The organism is Rheinheimera pacifica, assembly GCF_900108485.1.
Lineage (GTDB): Bacteria > Pseudomonadota > Gammaproteobacteria > Enterobacterales > Alteromonadaceae > Alishewanella > Alishewanella pacifica.
The window spans coordinates 1-20591 of sequence record NZ_FNXF01000003.1; the positions used below are offsets into that span (position 1 = coordinate 1).

The window sequence follows — 20591 nt, forward strand, 5'->3', positions numbered from 1 at the left end:
GTGAGAAGTACCCGGTGGTGATTAAATCCTGGCGCAACAAATGGCAAACGCTATCAGCCTATTTTAAATACCCTGACTACGTCAGAACGGCTATCTACACCACCAATGCCGTGGAAGCCGTGCATCGCCAGTTCCGTAAACTGACCAAAACCAAGGGCGGATTCGCCAATGAAAACAGTTTGCTTAAGCTGCTTTATGCCGGTATCTTGCAGGCATCTGAGCGTTGGACACACCCGGTGCAAAACTGGAATCTGACGCTGTCACAGCTGTCGATACACTTCGAGGGGCGCTTAGACGCTCATATCGACCTGTGACCAAGCTGACACAGAATATTGAACACCCTCTATGGTCAGCAAAATACTTGCCGCCGATATTATGTGCATTGGGTGCAATGCGCTTAAGCACAAAGCCGCATTTAGTTAATACCTTTTCTGATGCGCTATTGCCTGCTGTCACCACTGCCTGGTAACGGTTTACCTGCTGCGTTGCGCTAGCCCAATCAATTAGGCCTTGCAGGGATTCCGCTGCATAACCTTTGCCATAGAATTCAGGCAAAAACAGATAACCCACTTCGGCAACGCCGTCTTTTAGCACAAAGCCGGTAACACCCTGCTCTGCGCCACTGGTTTTATCGGCCACCACCAGCCCAAGCCAATTGCTGCTTTGCGCAGTCCAGGGCTGAAGCCGCTCAGCAAACTTCTGCCTTATTATATCTTGCGGCGGCACATCAAAACACAGCGCTACTATTTGCGGATCAGTATGCAAGCGCAAAAACAACGGCCAGTGCTGTTGTTGCAGCGGGCTGAGGATTAAGCGGTTTGTTTCGATGTTTATCAAAGATGCACCCATAAGTGTTAATGCTTAAATCTATCGGTCCAATTTACTTATCAGATTCGCTTTTACTGCCAGCCATTCACTGGCAATAATGGAGTAAACCACCGTATCACGGTAGGAGCCATTTTCCATTATCTGATGGTTGCGTAAAATACCATCTTGCTTAGCGCCAAGCCGCTCGATGGCAGCACGTGAAGCCCGATTAAAATAATGGGTGCGAAACTCTGCGGCAATCGCGTTAAGTTGTTCAAATAAATGCGCCAACAATAGCAGTTTGCATTCGGTATTAACCGGCGTTCTTTTAGCACAATCAGCGTACCAGGTATAACCAATCAGCGCTCTTCTGTTTGGTGCATCAACATTGTAATAGCGGGTTGTTCCTACAATTTCACCTGTTGCTGTTGATCTTACCGCATAAGGTACATCGCCATGAGTTGCAGCAGCGATGGCCTCAGCAACGTAATCTGCCATCTGATTTACTGCAGGTACATGAGCAAACCATAGTTTCCGGGGCTCACCATCGGCAACAGCCTTTTGTAACGGCTCAATATGGCTCTCTGCCAAAGGCTCCAGCGTAACAAAACGGCCAACCAGTTCTTGTTGCTTAATCCACATAGTATTTTAACCCGACAATTTTTAAGTATTAATTTTTGACGATACCAAGCCGCGCAGTTATCTAAACTGACGTAGTTGAATATGGTTGCCATCTGAGTCTGCGATATTGCACACGGTAAATAGCGGATTAGACCATAAACCTTCAAATGACCGGCCACCCAGCTCTTTTGCTTTTAGCTTTGCTTCTTCAATATTATCAACGGTTAAAAACAATTTTACGCTATTAAAATCTGGCTGCGGTATTGTTGCCGGTGGCGTATGAATAACAATGTTAAAGCCATCTTTAACAAGACTAATCAGCTCAGTTGTCTCCCTGATCACTTCCATAGCAAAAAGCTCTTTGTAAAACTTGGCCAGATTTTTTATGTCGTTTGAATAAACTAAAGCACCATGTTTTGCCGGGCCCTTCATGAAATCCCCTCAAAGGTTGAAATTAAAATGCGTTATAACGCTGCCGGAAAACGGCAGATGGGTTAAATGGCGTATTGGTAACAACGACGCAAAGTGCGCCATCAGCTTTTTCGGTGCTGATAAGAATGAAGCAACGAAGATTATACCTTTTAAATGCGGCACTATCTGCTGTGATAGCTGTGCGGCAATACCACCGGAGAATGACTCTGCAACGAGAATAAAGTCTTCGTGCGGAAGACGTTTTAATATGTACTGTGACAGAGATTTATAATCTTGCGCGCCCTCGTTTGGTAACGGTAAAACCACTACCTCCATGCCTTGAGTATTCGCCAGCAGCGGGCCAAACAGCATTACGGTTCCATCCATTCCGGGTAATAGCACTAACTTCAATTTTTACGGCCTTTTAACGCAGCAACAGCGGTTTTACCACCCATTGTTGCACCAGTTGTTTGGTTGCATATTCTCCCCTTCTCAGATTCTGCTCTGCCCTTGATGAATATTCTTCTCCCCAACAGCATAGCAGTAGCCCTATTCCCACCCATCAAGAAACCTTTAAAGTTACATGCATTGCAGCAGTCAAATTTTTATGTAACTATATTTGTTACGTTAAGCTGTTTGAGAAATAGATTTGCCTCATATTCTCATCGCATCTTCTGTTTGAACAGTCATTTAGAAAACTATTATCAGCCCCTTAAGGGAGCCAGGAGTTACAGCATGTCATCTTTTTCAGACCCTAAGGCCATTGCCGGCTATGCAGAAAACACACTCCGGCGCGTTCCCGGACTGCATGACATACATCGTATGGCAGCATTACTGCTGGCCGAACGCACGCCCGCTAACGGCCGAGTCTTAGTTGTTGGGGCCGGCGGCGGTATGGAACTTAATGTCTTCGCCCGGTTATTTCCCAACTGGACATTTGATGGCATTGACCCTTCAGCAGAAATGCTGGCTATGGCAACAACAAATTTGGGCTCGCTGATGTCACGCGTGCAGCTACACCACGGCTTTATTGATGCCGCGCCTATGGGGCCGTTTGATGCAGCGTCTTGTTTATTAACACTGCACTTTACCAACGAAGCTGAACGCTACAGAACACTCTGTGAGATTCATGCGCGTTTAAAGCCCGGCGGCGCACTTGTTGCCGTGCACTACAGTATTTCTCAAACCGGTGCAGAACGTGATTTATGGCTGTCCCGATGCGCTGAATTTGCTATTTTATCCGGCATTGCTGCTAAACAAGCAAAAGCTTCGGTAGCGGCAATTGGCCAGCAACTGCCGATTCTTTCACCGGAGCAAGATGAAGCGCTGATGCAAAAAGCAGGTTTTTCACACATCAGCACCTTCTATGTTGGCTTAGGGTTCAGAGGATGGGTGGCCTATGCCTGACAATGTATATATTCCGCTATTTCAGCTTGGGCAGAAACGATAAATCGACGTAGTATTTTGCTGGGTTGCCCCGGGCGATAAATACTCTGATCGTGTCCTGTTTAATATAAGCGGACGGGTCAAACCACAGATTATTACTTTTAAAGATATGAATATCAGACGTGGCCGGGTTTTGCCATTGCGTTAACACCCGAAACGGGTGTTTGCCATTAACGGATAACGCCGTATTCTGCTCAACGCTCTGGTACTGGGTTTCTATTGCCACGCCACTGGTTTTTAGCATGTCATCCTGCCGGCCTTTTAACGCGATAAACACAATAATGCCGGCGCCTACCAGAAAAAATACCGCGCCCATACCTGCTAGAATAAGCGCAACGCCCCACAGCGAAAAGAAGTCATTAATTTTGGCATCTGATGGTCGCGCGACCTGGTACAGCACTTCTACCTGCTCGCCTTGGGCATACCGTGCCGGATTACTGCCGGCAGTTGGTGCAAATTCAATGACCTGGCCGTTTTGGGCAGTAAACTCAACTAAAGGCCGGTAACTAATGGAATCACTCGTGCGTGATACTAACAGCTCAACCACTATGCCCTCTGCCGTTGCGGCCTCTTTTAAAAATGAACTGGTGCTGTTGTAGACAAAAAAGGCCCCCGCCAGCATAGCGACGCCAACCAAGGTGAATAAATATTTAACGATTGCAATGGCTTTCATGTTTGATCCCAATAGGTACTTTGTAGTAACAGCCGCAGTTAGTGGTTTACGCAGGCATTATCAATAACGGCAGCCGCAATATCAGCAGTAAGATAGTTCTGTGCTTCTGCTGCAGATATCGCCATATGGCCAAACACCAGCCCGTCACCGGTCACAGCTAACGTACGTGATTCACAGGTTATTGCGACGGGCATGGCTAAACTGCCAGATTTACCCTCCCGTTCCAATATGAGGTTAGTTCTGCCAACCAAATCACCATCCAGATACCATTCATCAAAATAAGGGCCGCCGACCATATCACGGTAAACAAAGTTGGCATCCGGGTTAAAGCTGCCAGCTACCGGGCTAAGTCGCAGCGCCTGGTTAAGCTGATGCGGCAAGCGCAACCAGCCCAGTACGCGGCCGCTACCAAGCCGGTAGCCGTTATCTTGCCGGGAAAGGGGTATGGCCTCGCGAGACGAATACACCGGCCCGGCATTTTGCTGTGCTATAACAACAGCATACGGATTTACCTGGGCTACAATAGCCACATGGCCATAGGGATTAAACAGCGACGGAGCATAAACAATAATGTCGTCCGGCGCTGGCATGGTATTGCTGCCGTTATGGTATTGCAGTAAAGCGCGTTGTTCATTTAAGGCGCCATCAGGCAGGGTATGGTCAAAAAATGTTTTGGCGTGTCCGTAAGAGTCCGGCATCTGATGGCCAAACCTTTCATAGTAATAGCGTTTTACAAACTCAATACACTGGTACCTGATACCAAGGTTGTAACCGGAAGCGGTTAAATTTCTGCCATGCGATTGATTTACCCCGCCGTTGTAGTAAATAGCCACGCCGTTTAATTCATCAATCTGCGTACCCGGCGAAACATTGCTACCCAGTGGCATGCGGGTAACAACCTGATAGGCACCCAGCACTGCTGCGGCCACTACCAATACAGCAGCCAGCCACATGATTTTTTTATTCACAACTACATCTCATCTTTGGTTGATACCCTACATAACTTTGCCAATAACGGCCAATCTATACATAGTGCACTGAGTGACGGCTTGAATTCGCGCTGCTACCAACTGGTGGTTAGCCCCCTGCGAGGGAGCGAGAGTTTATTCTGTCAGAGGAATGTAAATCAAGTATTTATGTTGGATAAACTTATGTAACTTGCATTACCCGGTTACAACACCGGCGCCAGCCGTTTTTGTACGTCGGCCAGTTCCTGGTTGTAGCAGCTGATATAAGGCAACTCGGCCGCGCTGGCGGCTAATTTTAACGCGTAACCCCGCTCGATATTGCACACTATGGCTAATGCCTCTGCCATCTGGCCGCTGTTACAGCTGATTGCCTGTTTGATATCCGGGTTAATATTTAAATGCTGTAAAAAGCGCTCTGACTCGACACCAAACAACATGTCCGAGCCCGAAATTAACGCCGCCAGAAAATACTGATGGCACTGCTCGTTGCTAAGCTGCCATAGTTTGGCAATACGCTGCGCGGTGTAAGCGCGGGTTAATACCGTGATCGCCGCAGTTGGTGCGGTATTGTTAAGTACGGCATACATCAGCACCCATTTGCGGGCCAACTCCAGCCCAAGCCGGGTAATCATTTCTTTTACCGAGCTCACTTCGCGGGTTTTACGGTACAGCGGGCTGTTAACAATTTTCAGCATGCCCATTACTATTGCCGGTTCGTCCTGCAACAATAAAACCAGTTGGTTAATGTCAGGCTCGTCGGCAAACAGGCAACCGATAATTTCAGCCAGCCGCAGCACACTGGGTTCAATTTTTTTGCCGGCAATCAGTAACGGTTTAGCTAAAAAATAGCCCTGAAATAACTCACAGCCCAGCGCTTTAAAAGCAATAAACTGTTGCTCGGTTTCAACCTTTTCAGCCAGCCAAATCAGCCCTGGCCTGCTGTACTGCGCTTTATAGCGCTCCACTTCGGCCAGGCTGCTGTTAAGCACATCTATTTTGATAATATCGGCCAGCTCCAGCAATGGCTGCCAGGTATCATTGAACTCAAAATCGTCCAGGGCAAAACGAAAGCCCTGCTGTTTAAAACTGGCAACAGCGGCAACAAATTCCGGCGTAGGTTCAATGCGTTCAATCAGTTCTATCACCACTTGTGACGGCTCAAGCGGCAGAAAGCTGCGCGACAGTAAAAACCGGGCACACACATTAATAAATACCGGCGCACGGTACTGCTCAATTTGTTCGGTTATACCGCCGCACAGGTTATACAGCAGTTCAGTGGTGGCTTTTACATCACCCAATTCAAGCGCGGTAACACCGGTGTCGCTGCGATACAGCAGCTCTACGGCGTAGCGTTGTTTATTGCGATCAAAAATAGGCTGGGCTGCAAACAGGCTTTGTAAATCTTTGGCACAACTAATATTTTGGCTTGGTATGCTCACGTACTGTCCTTACAGCTAAACAGTTACAGTTGGTAACGGCCAATATAAAGCCAGTACCGCAAGCTGTCTAGTTCATCTGTTTTTTATCGCCGGGGCAATACGTTGGTCTTTACGCAGTACCAGCAAGGTAAACAAGGTGGCACTGACAAACATCAGTAAGCTGTACACACTGGGTGCCACCGACATAGGCTGGTTTTGCAAAATGCCGGTGGTGACCAATAGCGCCAGAGTGCCGTTTTGCAAACCTACCTCCAGGCAAACTGTGCGTGCCTGTGCCTCACTGTGTAGCAGGTAATTACCCAACAGATATCCCAGCAGCATTGTCAGCAGGTTCAGTGTTAACGCCGCCGGGCCGGCTTTAGCCAGATAAACCCAAAGCGCATCCCCTAAATCCAGTGCAATAGATACAATAAGCAGCGCCAGCACCACCACCGAAAACTTGCTGATTAGCGGCTCAGCCCGGCGGGCGAATGCTGGCCATTTCGCCCGTAGCGCCATACCAAGCAACACCGGAAATACGGTAATGATCATCAGCTTAAACCAGGTGCTGAGCACCGGCAGGCTCAGCATTGATTCGGCGTCACTGTAATAACCTATCGCCCAGGCGCCCAGCAACGGAATAGTAATAGGAGTAATAAAACCAATCACAGCCGTCAACGACACCGACAAGCCCACATCGGCTTTACATAAATAGCTGTACAAGTTCGACGTGGTGCCACCGGGGCATAACGCCAGAATAAATAAGCCTATTGCTAACTCGCCTTCGAGCTTAAACAGCGCAATAATCGCCACCGCAGCCAGCGGCAGCAACAGCACTTGGGCAAAGGCACCCAGTAAAAAACCACGCGGCTGGCGGAAAACCCGCTGAAAATCTGCCGGCGTTAAACTTAGGCCAACACCGGCCATAATCAGGATCAGCGCTATGGGTAAACCAATCTGGGTCAGGGTTTCAAACATACTGAGGCCATATCGTTATTTTTCTGCTTAGTGTACAAACTACAGCAAGCTGCCGGTTGCCGCAATGAAGTGCGCTGTGGTTACAATAACTGTTTTATTGCCGCGCCTAAGCCATCCAGTGTCAGGGCATACATGCGCTTTTGCATTAGCTGCTCAATCATGCCAATAGAATAATAGTGCCCCCACCACTGCTGTGGCTGCGGGTTTAGCCATATCGCTTTGGGATATTGCGTTAATAAACGCTGCAACCATACCTTGCCGGGCAGTTCGTTATAGTGCTCAACACTGCCGCCAGGGTAGTCAATTTCGTAAGGGCCCATAGTGGCATCACCGACAAAGATCAGTTTATAGTCGCTGCCGTAGGTGTGAATAATATCGTCGGTTTTAATTTGCTCAGTGTAACGGCGTTTATTATCGCGCCACACACCTTCGTACACGCAGTTATGAAAATAGAAAAACTCCAGATGTTTAAATTCGCTTTTAACAGCGGCAAACAGTCTCTGGCATTGTTCTATATGGTCGTCCATTGAGCCACCCACATCAAAAAACACCAGCAGTTTAATGGCATTGTGCCGCTCACGCATAAAGCGTAAATCCAGCCAACCGGCCTGCTCAGACGTAGCCTGAATAGTGCCGTGTAAATCCAGCTCAGTTTCTGTGCCGCTGCGGGCAAATTTACGCAGCTGTTTCAGTGCCAGTTTAATACTGCGGTTATTTAGCTCAACGTCGGTGTCTAAATCTTTAAACTCGCGTTTATCCCACACCTTTACCGCGCGGCGCGCACCACTGCCCTGCTGGCCTATGCGCACGCCTTCGGGGTTATAACCATAAGCACCAAAAGGAGAGGTACCGCCGGTGCCTATCCATTTATTGCCACCGCTATGCTTTTTTTGCTGCTCGGCTAAGCGCTCACGCAGGGTTTCAAGCAGTTTATCCAGGCAGCCCAGAGCCTGCAGTTTGGCTTTATCCTCGTCAGTAAGCTTACGCAGCACTTCCGGTACCAGCCACTCCGGCGGTATGCTGGCGGCGATATCTATTTCGGCTACACCTTCAAAGTATTCAGCAAAGGCACGGTCGAATTTATCGTATTGGGTTTCATCTTTTACCAGACACAGCCGCGACAGCTGATAAAAAGCCTCAGTGTCAGCGAAGATTACCTGCTGTTTAAGTGCATTAAGTAAATCCAGCAGTTCGGTAATGCTGGTTTTTAAGCCGTATTTGCGTAGCGTAAAAAAGAAATCAATTAGCATACTGCTTGCTCATATAAATTGGGCTTACTCGTGCTGCAGGGTGAGACTGGAAACTCGTTTTGGTCGGCGCAGAGTGTCTGAGCGCAGGCGCCAGCCGCAGCGAGTTGCTGCGACGAGCCAAAAGGAGTATTGCAGTCGCCCCCGGCGAACAAAGCACATGCTTTCGACATTCTTTAGCGCCCTTGGCGTTTAGCCAAAAACGCCAGCTTTTCTACCAGGCTAAGATCCTGCTCGTTTTTCAGCAAGGCACCAAACATCGGCATTAAACCGCCCTTGTGCTGTTTGTCGATTAATACTTCTGGCGGAATATCTTCGGCCAGCAATAACTTTAGCCAGTCGAGCAGCTCTGATGTGGACGGCTTTTTCTTTAAACCCGGTAATTCACGCAGCTCAAAAAAGGCCTCCAGCGCCACACTTAGCAGTTGCTGCTGGATATGCGGGTAATGCACAGCAACAATAGCGCGCAAGGTATCGGCATCCGGAAAACGGATATAGTGGAAAAAACAGCGGCGCAAAAAGGCATCCGGCAGCTCTTTTTCGTTATTTGAGGTGATGATCACAATAGGCCGCTGAACGGCGCTTATTTGCTCCCCGGTTTCGTGTACGTAAAACGCCATCCGATCCAGCTCGTGCAGTAAATCATTGGGAAATTCAATATCGGCTTTGTCTATTTCATCAATCAGCAGCACCGGGCGCTTAGCAGCGGTAAAGGCCTGCCATAGCTTACCGGGGCGGATATAATTGTTGATATCCTGTACCTTTTCACTGCCAAGCTGGCTGTCTCTCAAGCGGGACACCGCATCGTATTCGTACAGGCCGTGCTGCGCCTTGGTGGTTGACTTGATATGCCACTGAATAAGCTCGGAACCTAAGCTTGCTGCCAATTCTTCGGCCAGCCGGGTTTTACCTGTGCCAGGCTCGCCTTTTATCAGCAGCGGTTTTTCCAGCGTTACAGCGGCATTTACCGCTAATGCCAGTTCATCAGACACTATATAGTTGTCGGTGCTTACAAAGGCCATGAGTCCCCTCTATGCTTAGTGTTTAAACCTGCTCTTTTTACAACTTGGCAGGCTTGTGGTGAAACGTAATATCTTATAGCCAAAAGCTACTGTAATTTTTGCCACGCTGGCGTATTCTTATAACCAATTTATCGTAAACGGAGTTTTTTTATGGCAAACGTCTATGCAGACAACTCATTGTCTATCGGCCGCACCCCGCTGGTCAAACTAAACCGGACTATTGAAGGCGGCGCTAACGTGTACGCCAAAATTGAAGCGCGTAACCCCAGCTTCAGCGTAAAATGCCGCTTAGGCGCTGCATTAATTTGGGACGCCGAGAAAAAAGGCACCTTAACGGCTGACAAAGAAATTGTCGAGCCTACCTCCGGTAACACCGGTATTGCCTTAGCATTTGTGGCGGCCAGCCGTGGCTATAAACTTACGCTGACCATGCCTGCTACCATGAGCCTGGAGCGACGCAAGCTGTTAAAAGCCTTAGGTGCCAATTTAGTGCTGACTGAAGGCCCTAAGGGCATGAAAGGCGCCATTGAAAAAGCCAAAGAAATTCAGGCCTCTAACCCGGATAAATACTTAATTCTGGGCCAGTTTGAAAACCCGGCTAACCCACAAATCCACTTTGATACCACCGGGCCGGAAATTTTTAATGATTTAGATGGCAAAGTCGATATTTTTGTCGCTGGTGTTGGCACCGGCGGTACCATTACCGGCGTCAGCCGCTATCTGAAAAACGAGAAGAAGTTGCCACTGTTAAGCGTAGCGGTAGAACCGGCGGAATCACCGGTGATCACCCAGGCTAAAGCCGGTGAAGAGCTAAAACCTGGCCCGCATAAAATTCAGGGCATTGGTGCCGGCTTTATTCCGGGTAACCTGGATTTAACTCTGGTAGATGAAGTTGAGCGCGTAACCAGCGACGAAGCCATTGCCGGCGCACTGCGCTTAATGCGTGAAGAAGGCATTCTGGCCGGTATTTCATCTGGCGCAGCTTTGGTAGCGGCGCAACGTCTGGCGGCAAAGCCGGAAAATGCCGGCAAAAATATTGTCGTGATTCTGGCCAGCGCTGCCGAGCGCTACTTAACCAGCCCGTTATTTGCCAATGTGTTTACCGAACAGGAATTACAAGCCTAATCAGCATGATGCACTGTATTAAGGGCTGCTTTTGCAGCCCTTTTCTTTACAGTTGCAGAAAAAAAAGCCACACTGGATGCTTATTTTTTTACCGGATGCTATAGATGAAGCTACGCTGGATACTGCCACTTATGCTGTTGCTGGTTGCCTGCAGCGAAAGCACGCCCAAGGTAAACGCCCAGTGGGGCACACCGGAATATATCGCAACACAGTTTTTTAATGCCCTGTATAACGAAAAAGATCTGGAACAAGCCAAGCAGCTTAGTACCGCTGATTATGCCGCATTAATGGAATCTTACGGCAGTGTGCGCCAGGTTAACCGCACCCTGATGAATATGTCGTTTGATACTGTAGAAGTGCGTGTTAACCGCAGCGGCGGTAACCTGCGTGAGCAATATGAAAATGAAGCAAAAATTGCTATTTTGCTTACCGGCAGCTACGACGGTAAGCAAGTTGACGAACTGCGGGTGGTTGAAGTAATTAAACACAATAACCGCTGGCTGGTGAAAACCGTGCAGGTAGATAAATTCAGCAGCAGTGCGCGCTAAGTTTAAGCCACAAAGCTTAGTTTAAACCTTCCTTAGCGCTGAAAAAATGCTGCGATGCGCCGCTGGCATTCATCACCGTTAAGTAAGCGCTGAAACTGCACCAGCTCTGTGGCAATAGTTTCCAGCGTTAACGGCTGTACATTACGTTTTAACAGCGCTTTACTACTTTGCACCGCATCGGCCGGTAACGCCGCCAGCTTCAGTGCTTTTTCCAACGCCAGCGCACACACCTCCGCACTGCTTACTACCTGATTAACCAGGCCCATTTGTGCAGCCTCGGAGGCATTGAAAGCTTCACCGAGCAATAAATACTGTGCAGCGCGCTGATACCCTGCCAGATTTGGTAATAGCACGCTGGAGCCCGCTTCCGGGCATAAACCCAATTGGGTAAACGGCAACTGAAAACGGGTATTGTCAGCGGCGTAGACTAAATCGCAATGCAGCAAAACCGTTGTGCCAATACCAATAGCTAATCCGGCCACCGCAGCCACTACCGGTTTAGGAAACTGCGCCAGAATATACAAAAACTGCACTGTCGGGTGCTGGCTGTTTAACTCGCCGGCGCCGAGAAAATCCTGCAAGTCATTACCGGCACTAAAGCAGTCGGCGCTGCCCTGCAGCAGCACAACCTTGATTGCAGGATCGGTTGCTGCCTGCATCAGAGCACTGTTAAGGTCACGATACATCTGCTGGCTAAGAGCATTCTTTTTTTGTGGCCGGTTTAGGCTAAGCTGCAGCACGCCCTGTGTGGTTTGTTGGGTAATGTCAGTCATATATTTTGCCTTATTTACCTGCCACGCTACCTTCGCGGCGCGGATCTGCAGCACCTTGTAATCCTGATTCTGTAATCATTATCGCATGCAGGCCGCTATTTAAATCCTGCAGCTGTACTTTATAACCCATATCTTCAAGCACCCCCTGCTGTTTCTCCAGGGCTGTGCCTTTTTCCAGCGCCAGATAATCATTACGGTGGGTAATACGTGGCAGGTTCAGTGCCTGCTGCACATCCAGCTCCCAATCCAATACAGCCACTATACTTTGTGCAACGTAGTTAATAATACGGCTGCCACCGGGCGAGCCGATTACCAGCTTCAGTTTATTATTCTGGTCAAACACCATCATCGGCGCCATAGAAGAGCGTGGCCGCTTGCCACCTTCTACCCGGTTTGCCACCAGATGGCCGTCAATTTCAGGGCTTAAGCTAAAATCGGTCAGCTGGTTGTTCAGCAAAAAGCCCCCCACCATTAAGCCTGAGCCAAACACATTTTCAATACTGGTGGTCATGCTTACGGCGTTACCGTCGTTGTCGACAATAGAAAAATGGCTGGTATTTGGCAGCTCTGGCGATTTAGCAGATAACAACGCCGGTGCGCCCTCTGGTGTGCCAGCCTCTGCGGCGGCTCCGGCTTTGTCTGGTGCTATCAGCTCTGCACGGCGGGCCAGATAATCCGGCGCCAGCATGCCCTCTACCGGTACAGCAACAAAAGCCGGATCGGCCAGGTAGCGGTCGCGATCAGCAAAAGCCAGTTTTGCTGCCTGTGCCAATATATGTGTGGCCTGCACACTGTCTGGTGCAATCTTGTTTAAGTCGTACTGCTGTAAAATACCCAGCATCTGCAACACGGCTATACCACCAGAGCTTGGCGGGGCCATACCGCACACTTTATACACCCGGTATGGTATACACACGGCTTCAGGCTGCTGTACTTTATAACTGGCTAAATCGGCCACACTCAGTGTACCGGGGTTAACCGGCGCGGTTTGTACCCGCTCGCTGATGGCTTTGGCCAGCTCGCCCTTATAAAAGCCATCTGGCCCCTGTGCGGCTATGGTTTTTAACGTCGCGGCATAAGCCGGGTTCTTCAGGGTGCTGCCCTCAGCCACAGACTTATTGTTGGGAAAAAAATACTGTTTTGAGTCATAAAACTGCGATACTCCTTTATTCCAGCCCATCTCCAGCTGCCGTGCAGTACGTGAAGATACCGGGAAGCCCTGCTCAGCTGCAGCGATCACGTCAGTAAACAACTCAGCCCATGGCAATTTGCCATGCTGCTGATGCGCCTGTGCCAACATAGCTACAACACCCGGCACACCTACGGATTTTCCACCAACATAGGCTTCACGCCAGTCCATGGTTTTGCCGTTAGCATCGCGGAATAAATCTGCGGTGGCTGCTGCAGGCGCAACTTCCCTGCCATCAAAAGTGGTAAGTTGTTGCTGTTTGGCTTGCCAGTGCAGCATAAAAGCACCACCACCAATGCCTGAGCTTTGCGGTTCAACTAAACCCAGCATCAGTTGGGTGGCAATAGCCGCATCCACTGCACTGCCGCCTTTTGCCAGCACAGCGCGGCCGGCTTCAGTTGCCATTGGGTGTGCTGATGACACCATATACTGCTTGCCACTAACCAGTTGCTGCTGATAAATGCCGGTAGCTGCTTCCGGCTCACGGTTTTCCTGTTGTGCAGTAGCTGCAAACACCGTTAAAGCACAAAAAATAAACGCAGTACGATACAAAGCTGAACGAGCAAACATAGTAAAAGATATCTTGTAAAGAAGGTGCCTACACCCTAACCAGATAACTGGCTAAGATCAATAACCACCCGCGCGGTTGAACCGGCTTTAGCATCAGTTTACCGCCAAAGCTGCCAGTGGAAAATTTTACTTGACGCTACAGCGCAGATCGTTTTGCATAGGCGCCCTGATAACTTACTGATGACACTGGTTTGCGCCCACTACTCTCCACTAATAGCCAGCCCACTAATAGCCAGCCCCACAAGAGCCACTTAACTGCTTATCTATTACTGGCAACCGCGATGGTTTTACTGGCGATGCTGCCTGACAGCTGGCATCAGGCATTACAATACAACCGGGCAGATATCAGCGATGGCCAGTACTGGCGCTTATTCAGCGGCCATTTGCTGCACAGCAACCACTGGCATTTACTGATGAATCTGGCTGGTTTACTGCTGGCCATGCTGCTGCATGGCAGCTATTACCGTGGCAAAATGTTAACGCTGCAATGGCTGCTGTGTGGCCTGACAATAAGCCTGGCGCTGTATTATTACTCGCCAGAGATCCATATTTACGTCGGTTTATCCGGCCTGTTGCATGCTATGCTAACGCTGGGCGCGCTAAAAGATATTCAGTTAAAGCTCAGCACCGGCTGGCTGTTATTGGCCGGGCTGATAGGCAAAGTCGGCTGGGAACAATGGCACGGCCCCGACGCTGAACTGGCAGAGCTGATTAATGCCAGTGTTGCCACAGATGCACATCTGTACGGCGTATGCAGTGGCCTGTGTCTTGGTTTACTGCTGTATGTCTGGCAGCGCTCAGGCAAAAAATAACCAGGCTACCAGGCTGGCAGTTAAACAGTAATACAACATAGGCAGCAGTGTATAACGGATAATTTCACCTTCGCGGCCATTAAGCCCTACCACACTGGCCGCAGCGACCACGTTCACTACACAAATCATATTACCGGCGTTAGCACCCAGCATTTGCAGGGCCAGCACCAGTTGGTTGCTAAGGCCGGCATCTTCAGCCATTGCCTGCTGAAAACTGGCAAACATTAAATTAGAAAAGGTGGCAGAACCGGCGATAAAAGAGCCTAAAGCGCCCACTAACGGCGCCACTAACAGCCAGATATCACTTAACCGGGTGGCTGCCAGCTCTGCCAGTGCCATAGGCATAGCCTCAAGCCCGGCGTTGTTAACACCGGATTGCAGAAAAATACGCACCATCGGCACCGCCGCGCACAATGCCACTAAAGACGGCCACAACATGCTGCTACTCTGGTGCAATGCCACACGCAAATGCTTTACGCTGCCGCGCTGAATAAACAACGCCAGCAGTGCTGTCAGCACAAACAAAGAACCGGGCAAATACAGCGGCATAACACTAACTGAAATAGCCGAGCCAAAAATATCGGCCCAGACAATACTGACACTTTGCAGCAAGGCCTTAAAAGGCAGCTCAGGTATGCGGCTTAACACCAGCAATAATGCCACGATAAGATAGGGTAACCAGGCGCAAAGCAAACCAAATTGCGCAGGCTTATTTTGCTGCGCTACGCTCTGATGCGCTAAGTTCTGCTGCAAACTGTTGTGCCCTGCAGCTGCGGTAACCGGCTCAAAAGCCGCCGGCAATAAAATACCCCGCTTTGCCAGGCTGCATACTATCAGCAGGCCGGTAAGCGCACCCAGCACAGACGGAAACTCCGGCCCCAGCAATAAAGCAACCATATAGGCTGGCACGGTAAACGCCAAACCACTTAACAATGCAAAAGGTGCTATAGCAAAACCGGCTTGCCAGCTGGGTTTGCTGGCAAAAAAGCGGCAATACAGCACCGACATAATAACCGGCAGCATGGAGGCCACCATAATATCAATACTGATAGCACGCAGGGCTATTTGCTGCAGATCGCTGCTGCTAAGCTCAGGTACGCCCTGTGCCAACCCTACTAATACAGGCGTGCCCACAGCGCCAAAGGATACCGCGCAGGAGTCGGCAATGAGCGCCAGCACCACCGCTGCCATCGGGCTAAAGCCTAAAGCAACCAGTAAAGGCGCGGCGATGGCTGCAGGTGTGCCAAAACCAGCTGCCCCTTCCAAAAAGCTGCCAAACAGCCAGGCGATGATAATCAGCTGTACTCTTTTGTCTGTGCTTACCTGGCTAAAACCTTGTTTAATAACATCAATAGCACCGGTTTGCTGTAGCACTTTTAGCAGTAAGATAGCGCCAAACACAATCCAGACAATGGTAAGTGCAATAACCAGCCCTTCGGCCAGCGCTGCGGCCATTTGCTGTATAGGCATTTGCCAGACCAGCCACGCCAGCAGCACTGAGCACAACAAGCTAAGCGGCATGGCCTGGCGTGCCGGTAAACGCAGTAACACCAGTAGCACAAATACACTGAGTAACGGCATTAAGGCAGTAAGAAGTTGTAAACTGGTCATGCCCGCTCCGCTGGCTTTATCGGCTGTTGCAGTTTACAGATAGCAGTTTAGCGCAGTTTGATCCAGCATAAAAAAACCGGCCAGCTAACATAGTAAAAAGTATTAAAACGGTGCGCCGGCATTAAACTCCATCACCTGAGCGCTAAGCGGGTGCACAAAGCGGATATATTCAGCATGCAGCATTAAACGTGGGCTTTTTGCGGCAATAGCTTGTGGCGCATACAAGGTGTCGCCCAGCATGGCATGGCCCAGCGCCAGCATGTGCACCCGCAGTTGATGCGACCGGCCAGTAACCGGCTCCAGTTTCACCCGGCTTTGATTGGTGCCAGCGTTATAACTTAACAGCTGATAGCGGGTCTGTGATGGCTTACCCTGTTGTGGGCATATTTTATACAGTGGCCGGCGTTGCTCATCGGCGGCTATGGCTAAATCAATCACCCCTTTGGCTTTGGCCAGCTTGCCTTCCACCACGGCAACATAATGTTTTTGCACGGTACGGGCCTGAAACTGCTTACTGATATCTGACAATACTCTTTTAGTCAGCGGCAGAATCACCAGCCCTGAGGTATCGTAATCCAGCCGGTGCACCACCTCGGCAAAAGGAAACTCGCGCTGTACGCGGCGGATTAAACAATCCTGATTTTGCGGATGCCGCCCCGGCACAGTCAGTAGCTGGGCGGGTTTATTCACCACCAGCAGCACGTCGTCTTCGTATACTATCTGGTATGGCTCGCTGGTTGCAGGCAATATTGCCAGATCGTCAGTGCTGTTGCTCATGGGGTTCTCCGTAGTTTTAACGGCGGCTATTATGCCGTAAAACCCCTTCGTCTGCTGGTTAAATTCGGCTAAGCTAAGCGCTTTGCCGCTAAAGCTGCCACCTTATGACCGAACCTTTTGTATATACCCCGCCCGTTGAGCCCTGGCTTGAGGTGCTATATCAGGACAAAGATCTGATTGTGCTGAATAAACCCAGCGGCCTGCTGACTAACCCCGGCCGCGGCGAGCATTTAGCCGACTGCCTGCTAAGCCGGGTGCAGCAGCAATACCCGCTGGCGCAACTGGTGCACCGGCTGGATATGGCCACCTCCGGTGTGGTGGTTATTGCGCTGCGCCGCGCTAGCGAACGGGCGCTAAAACAGCAATTTGCCGATCGTACGGTCAGCAAACGCTACCTTGCTGTAGTTTGGGGCATACTGCAACAGGCAGAAGGCACTGTTGACCTTCCGCTGATAGCCGACAGCAGTAATCCGCCAAAACAGAAAGTGTGTTACAGCCAGGGCAAAAGCGCCATTACCCATTACCGGCTGTTGCAGCAATTACCTGATCGGGCATTGGTAGAGCTAAAACCGGTTACCGGGCGCTCGCATCAACTACGTATGCATATGCTGGCGCTTGGGCACCCGATACTGGGCGATGCGTTTTATGCCAGTGATGCAGCCCTTACTGCAGCTCCGCGTTTATTGCTGCATGCCGCCACGCTGGAGTTAAACCAGCCATACAACGGCAAACGGCTAAGGTTTGATGCAGATACTGACTTTGTCAGTGCTGCCGGCAAGTTAAACGCTATATAAAAAAACGCCTCACAAGGAAGCGTTTTAGAAGTATTAAGTATGAGGAGGCCGGGTTAACAGAGCAAGCTGCCTACACTCGAAAAAAACGCCTCACAAGGAGACGTTTTAGAATCGTTAAGTATGAGGAGGCCGGAAACCCGATCTGGTCGGCGCAGAGTGTCTGAGCCCTGCCGCAGGCATTAGGGCGAGTTGCTGCGGCGAGCCAGAGCGGGTATTGCGGCCGTATTGTTACAGCATTATAAATTCTGCTCAAATAACTTATAAATACGGCGGTACTCATCCAGCCAGCTGCTTGGCTGGCGAAAGCCATGCGGCTCTACCGGGTAAATTGCCGTTTCAAAGTTAATGTTTTCCTGCTCAATTAACCGCTGCACTAAACGCACGACATCCTGAAAGAATACGTTGTCATCAACCATAGGCGCATTAATCAGCAAAGGCTTTTTAAGGCCCTGGGTAAAGTAAATTGGCGAGCTGCGCTCATAGGCGATAGGGTCAATGGCAGGCGTATTCAGAATATTCGACGTATACGCATGGTTGTAATAGGCCCAATCACTCACCGGGCGCAGTGCTGCACCGGCCTGGAATAAATCCGGTTCAGTAAACAGCGCCATAAAGGTCATAAAGCCGCCGTACGAACCACCATAAGTACCAATACGGTTACGATCTACATTGGCATTTGCCACCATCCAGTTTACGCCATCAACCAAATCTTCAATCTCTGGTGTACCCATGCGGCGGTAAATGGCGGTGCGCCAGTCGCGGCCATAACCTTTTGATGCCCGGTAATCCATATCCATTACCACATAGCCTTGTTGTACCAACAGGTTATGGAAGAAAAACTCACGGAAATAACCTGACCAGCCCATATCACTGTTTTGCAGATAACCGGCACCATGGTTAAAAATAACGGCGCGGCGTTTTTCGCCCTGCTGGTAATCGGCCGGGTAATACACTTTAGAAAACACCGGCTGCTCGCCATGGCTGGAAGGTACCGCAACTATCTGCGGCGCTACCAGCGGTAACTGTTTAAACTCTGCCGATATGGTGTCAGTCAGGCGTTTAACTTCGGCGCCTGGTGCAGCATCAGCCACGTACAGCTCTTCCGGCATCAGGTTGGTGGAATGGCGCAGTAACAGTTTTTGTTCGTCCGGCGACAGTGTAAAATCAGTGCTGCCACCCAGTTTGGTTAGCTGTTCAGTATTACCGCTGGCTAATACCGCACGGTACACCTCATAGTTGCCAGGGTGCGCCACGTTTGCCTTAAAGTAAATAAATTGATCATCGCTGCTAAGCACCGGATCGCTGACTTCAAAAGTACCGCTGGTCAGTTTTTTAGCTTTGCCTTTTAGCGGCTTAACATATAAATGAGAGTAACCGGACTCTTCCGACAGGTAGTACAGGCTGTCAGCGTTATTTAACCAGCCGTAGTCGTTAAAAGAATAATTAACCCAGGCGGTGTCATGTAACCGGTGCTGTGGCACCAGTGTTTTTTTCTGCAAATCGACAGTAGCTATCCAACGGTCTTTGTTATCCAGCGCTTTAAGCATCAGGGCAACGTGTTCACCGTTGCTGTGCCAGCGCATAGCGCTTTGCGTCCAGTACCAGTCATTCATCAGACCGATATCGCGGATCACCTTCTCACTTTTGTATTTTTCACCCCGGGCTTTAGCATTTTCTGCTTTAACCTCAGCCAGCACATCTTCGTTATAGCCTGGCAGGCTGGTATAGCTTAACTCGCTGCTGCTGCCATCTTTAAGGTTTAACAACAAAATACGCTGCGCTGCAGGAATAACATCATTAACCCGCCCGCGTACCGGTTGAGCGGCAATATCGCCATTGGCGGTAATGTAATTTGGCATAATATCTTTATCGTTACGCTTACCAGCTTTGCGCACCGAGACCAGCATATAGTCGGCTTTAGGTGACAAGCTGGCGCCGACTACCTGTAAGTCTTTACCCAGATAAAACGCTTTGGGCGCCATGCTGCTGTTTTGGGCTTGCAACTGCTGCTGCGCGGCATAACGCTGTTCAGCATTTTTTTGCTCCAGCGCTACAAACTCAATCAGTTTGTGCTGCTCTTGTGCCAGATAACCTTTGGGCACAGCCGGTGCTTTGGGTGCTTCGGCCAGTTGCAGGTTAGCCAGCTCGGTGCGGTTGCCTGAGGCCAGATCAATAGCGTAATAAGTCCAGCCTTCGCGGTATGCGATACGGCCATCGAGCAAAAATAGTGGATCAGTCTGCACTGCACTGTCGCGGGTTAGCTGAATTAATTCAAAGCTTGCCATGCGGCGCACAAACAAGTTGCCTTCAAAAATATAGGCCTGCAGGCTACGATCTTTATTGTAAACCGCGCTGGCACTGCCTATCTGGTGTTGGCTAGCTAATGCCACTTGCTCACCATTGCCCTGCGCAGCCAGTGGCCGGACAAACCAGTCGCGCAGTTCGTTACCTTGCTGCTTACGCTGATAAAATACCTGCTGGCTGTCGGCGCTCCACAGCGCTTGCTCTGGCTGGCGGCCAAGCCAGTCCGGATCAGCCATAATCTGTTCCATGCTCAGTTTGATACTGGCGTCGCCATTAAATACCTGCGGTACGCTGATAGCTGCTGTTTGATAGGTTTGTGGCTCGGCTTTTCTGGCCTGCAACGGGCTGGTTAGTACGAAGCTGCACAACGCGACAGCCAGCACTGAATGACGGATCTTAGTCATAGCGAGTTTCTTATAGTAGTAAAAGACGCTCTGTTATACAAAGAGCGCTGCGGTAACGCAACTGACACACCAACAGATGCGGCTGACAGCAAA

At 49.9% G+C, this 20591-nt stretch carries 20 protein-coding genes and 1 pseudogene; 6 read left to right on the plus strand and 15 right to left on the minus strand.

Annotated elements, in window-relative coordinates:
- Positions 1-314 (plus strand): transposase (locus tag BLW68_RS04500; RefSeq protein ID WP_143039919.1); only part of this gene is annotated, 314 nt, incomplete at its 5' end.
- Positions 315-414: 100 nt separating this feature from the next.
- Here the strand turns inward: BLW68_RS04500 and BLW68_RS21665 are convergent.
- The 4 genes and pseudogenes from BLW68_RS21665 to BLW68_RS04520 all read right to left on the minus strand — a co-directional run.
- A pseudogene (locus tag BLW68_RS21665) lies at positions 415-849 on the minus strand (GNAT family N-acetyltransferase); the annotation flags it as partial.
- 18 nt (positions 850-867) lie between these two features.
- The gene (locus BLW68_RS04510; RefSeq protein ID WP_092790699.1) at positions 868-1449 is read right to left on the minus strand and encodes a GNAT family N-acetyltransferase; all 582 of its coding nucleotides are present in this window, start codon (positions 1447-1449) and stop codon (positions 868-870) included.
- 57 nt (positions 1450-1506) lie between these two features.
- Positions 1507-1860 (minus strand): VOC family protein, encoded by a 354-nt coding sequence (locus BLW68_RS04515; RefSeq protein ID WP_092790701.1) that lies wholly within the window; start codon positions 1858-1860, stop codon positions 1507-1509.
- A 9-nt stretch (positions 1861-1869) separates the two neighbouring features.
- Positions 1870-2250: an alpha/beta hydrolase gene (locus tag BLW68_RS04520; protein ID WP_143039920.1), complete on the minus strand. Its 381-nt coding sequence runs from the start codon at positions 2248-2250 to the stop codon at positions 1870-1872.
- A 324-nt stretch (positions 2251-2574) separates the two neighbouring features.
- Here BLW68_RS04520 and BLW68_RS04525 point away from each other — a divergent pair, with 324 nt between their 5' ends.
- Entirely contained in the window at positions 2575-3246 is a 672-nt protein-coding gene (locus BLW68_RS04525; protein WP_092790706.1) for a class I SAM-dependent methyltransferase, read from the plus strand.
- A gap of 16 nt (positions 3247-3262) precedes the next feature.
- Here BLW68_RS04525 and BLW68_RS04530 read toward each other — a convergent pair whose 3' ends face one another.
- The 6 genes from BLW68_RS04530 to BLW68_RS04555 all read right to left on the minus strand — a co-directional run bounded on the left by BLW68_RS04530 (position 3263) and on the right by BLW68_RS04555 (position 9591).
- A complete protein-coding gene (locus BLW68_RS04530) occupies positions 3263-3958 on the minus strand; it encodes a DUF3592 domain-containing protein (protein WP_092790709.1) in 696 nt (231 codons plus the stop codon).
- Between the two features lie 38 nt (positions 3959-3996).
- Positions 3997-4926: a CHAP domain-containing protein gene (locus BLW68_RS04535; protein WP_218141301.1), complete on the minus strand. Its 930-nt coding sequence runs from the start codon at positions 4924-4926 to the stop codon at positions 3997-3999.
- A 203-nt stretch (positions 4927-5129) separates the two neighbouring features.
- Complete coding sequence (locus BLW68_RS04540; RefSeq protein ID WP_092790712.1) at positions 5130-6365, minus strand: EAL and HDOD domain-containing protein; 1236 nt, start codon at positions 6363-6365, stop codon at positions 5130-5132.
- Between the two features lie 72 nt (positions 6366-6437).
- The gene (locus BLW68_RS04545; RefSeq protein ID WP_092790714.1) at positions 6438-7322 is read right to left on the minus strand and encodes a bile acid:sodium symporter family protein; all 885 of its coding nucleotides are present in this window, start codon (positions 7320-7322) and stop codon (positions 6438-6440) included.
- An 80-nt stretch (positions 7323-7402) separates the two neighbouring features.
- Positions 7403-8572, minus strand: coding sequence for a vWA domain-containing protein (locus tag BLW68_RS04550; RefSeq protein WP_092790716.1), 1170 nt, complete (start codon positions 8570-8572; stop codon positions 7403-7405).
- Positions 8573-8745: 173 nt separating this feature from the next.
- The gene (locus tag BLW68_RS04555) at positions 8746-9591 is read right to left on the minus strand and encodes an AAA family ATPase (RefSeq protein ID WP_092790718.1); all 846 of its coding nucleotides are present in this window, start codon (positions 9589-9591) and stop codon (positions 8746-8748) included.
- A 150-nt stretch (positions 9592-9741) separates the two neighbouring features.
- Between BLW68_RS04555 and cysK the strand changes: the two genes are divergently transcribed.
- Both cysK and BLW68_RS04565 read left to right on the plus strand, forming a co-directional pair.
- Positions 9742-10716, plus strand: a complete 975-nt coding sequence (cysK, locus tag BLW68_RS04560; protein WP_092790720.1) for a cysteine synthase A — start codon at positions 9742-9744, stop codon at positions 10714-10716.
- 104 nt (positions 10717-10820) lie between these two features.
- On the plus strand, positions 10821-11264 hold the full coding sequence (locus tag BLW68_RS04565) for a hypothetical protein (RefSeq protein ID WP_092790722.1): 444 nt from the start codon (positions 10821-10823) through the stop codon (positions 11262-11264).
- Between the two features lie 32 nt (positions 11265-11296).
- Here BLW68_RS04565 and BLW68_RS04570 read toward each other — a convergent pair whose 3' ends face one another.
- Both BLW68_RS04570 and ggt read right to left on the minus strand, forming a co-directional pair.
- A complete protein-coding gene (locus BLW68_RS04570; RefSeq protein ID WP_092791451.1) occupies positions 11297-12037 on the minus strand; it encodes an enoyl-CoA hydratase in 741 nt (246 codons plus the stop codon).
- Between the two features lie 10 nt (positions 12038-12047).
- Positions 12048-13796 (minus strand): gamma-glutamyltransferase, encoded by a 1749-nt coding sequence (ggt, locus tag BLW68_RS04575; protein WP_092790724.1) that lies wholly within the window; start codon positions 13794-13796, stop codon positions 12048-12050.
- A 281-nt stretch (positions 13797-14077) separates the two neighbouring features.
- Here ggt and rrtA point away from each other — a divergent pair, with 281 nt between their 5' ends.
- Positions 14078-14608, plus strand: coding sequence for a rhombosortase (rrtA, locus tag BLW68_RS04580; protein WP_092790726.1), 531 nt, complete (start codon positions 14078-14080; stop codon positions 14606-14608).
- On the opposite strand, the gene BLW68_RS04585 is transcribed toward rrtA, so the two are convergent.
- Positions 14594-16219, minus strand: coding sequence for an L-lactate permease (locus BLW68_RS04585; protein ID WP_092790728.1), 1626 nt, complete (start codon positions 16217-16219; stop codon positions 14594-14596). The two genes, rrtA and BLW68_RS04585, sit on opposite strands and share 15 nt — an antisense overlap.
- A 102-nt stretch (positions 16220-16321) precedes the next feature.
- Positions 16322-16996, minus strand: coding sequence for an RluA family pseudouridine synthase (locus BLW68_RS04590; RefSeq protein ID WP_092790730.1), 675 nt, complete (start codon positions 16994-16996; stop codon positions 16322-16324).
- 104 nt (positions 16997-17100) lie between these two features.
- Here BLW68_RS04590 and BLW68_RS04595 point away from each other — a divergent pair, with 104 nt between their 5' ends.
- A complete protein-coding gene (locus tag BLW68_RS04595) occupies positions 17101-17790 on the plus strand; it encodes an RluA family pseudouridine synthase (RefSeq protein WP_092790732.1) in 690 nt (229 codons plus the stop codon).
- A gap of 236 nt (positions 17791-18026) precedes the next feature.
- On the opposite strand, the gene BLW68_RS04600 is transcribed toward BLW68_RS04595, so the two are convergent.
- Positions 18027-20498, minus strand: coding sequence for a S9 family peptidase (locus BLW68_RS04600; protein ID WP_092790734.1), 2472 nt, complete (start codon positions 20496-20498; stop codon positions 18027-18029).
- Positions 20499-20591 lie beyond the last annotated feature (93 nt).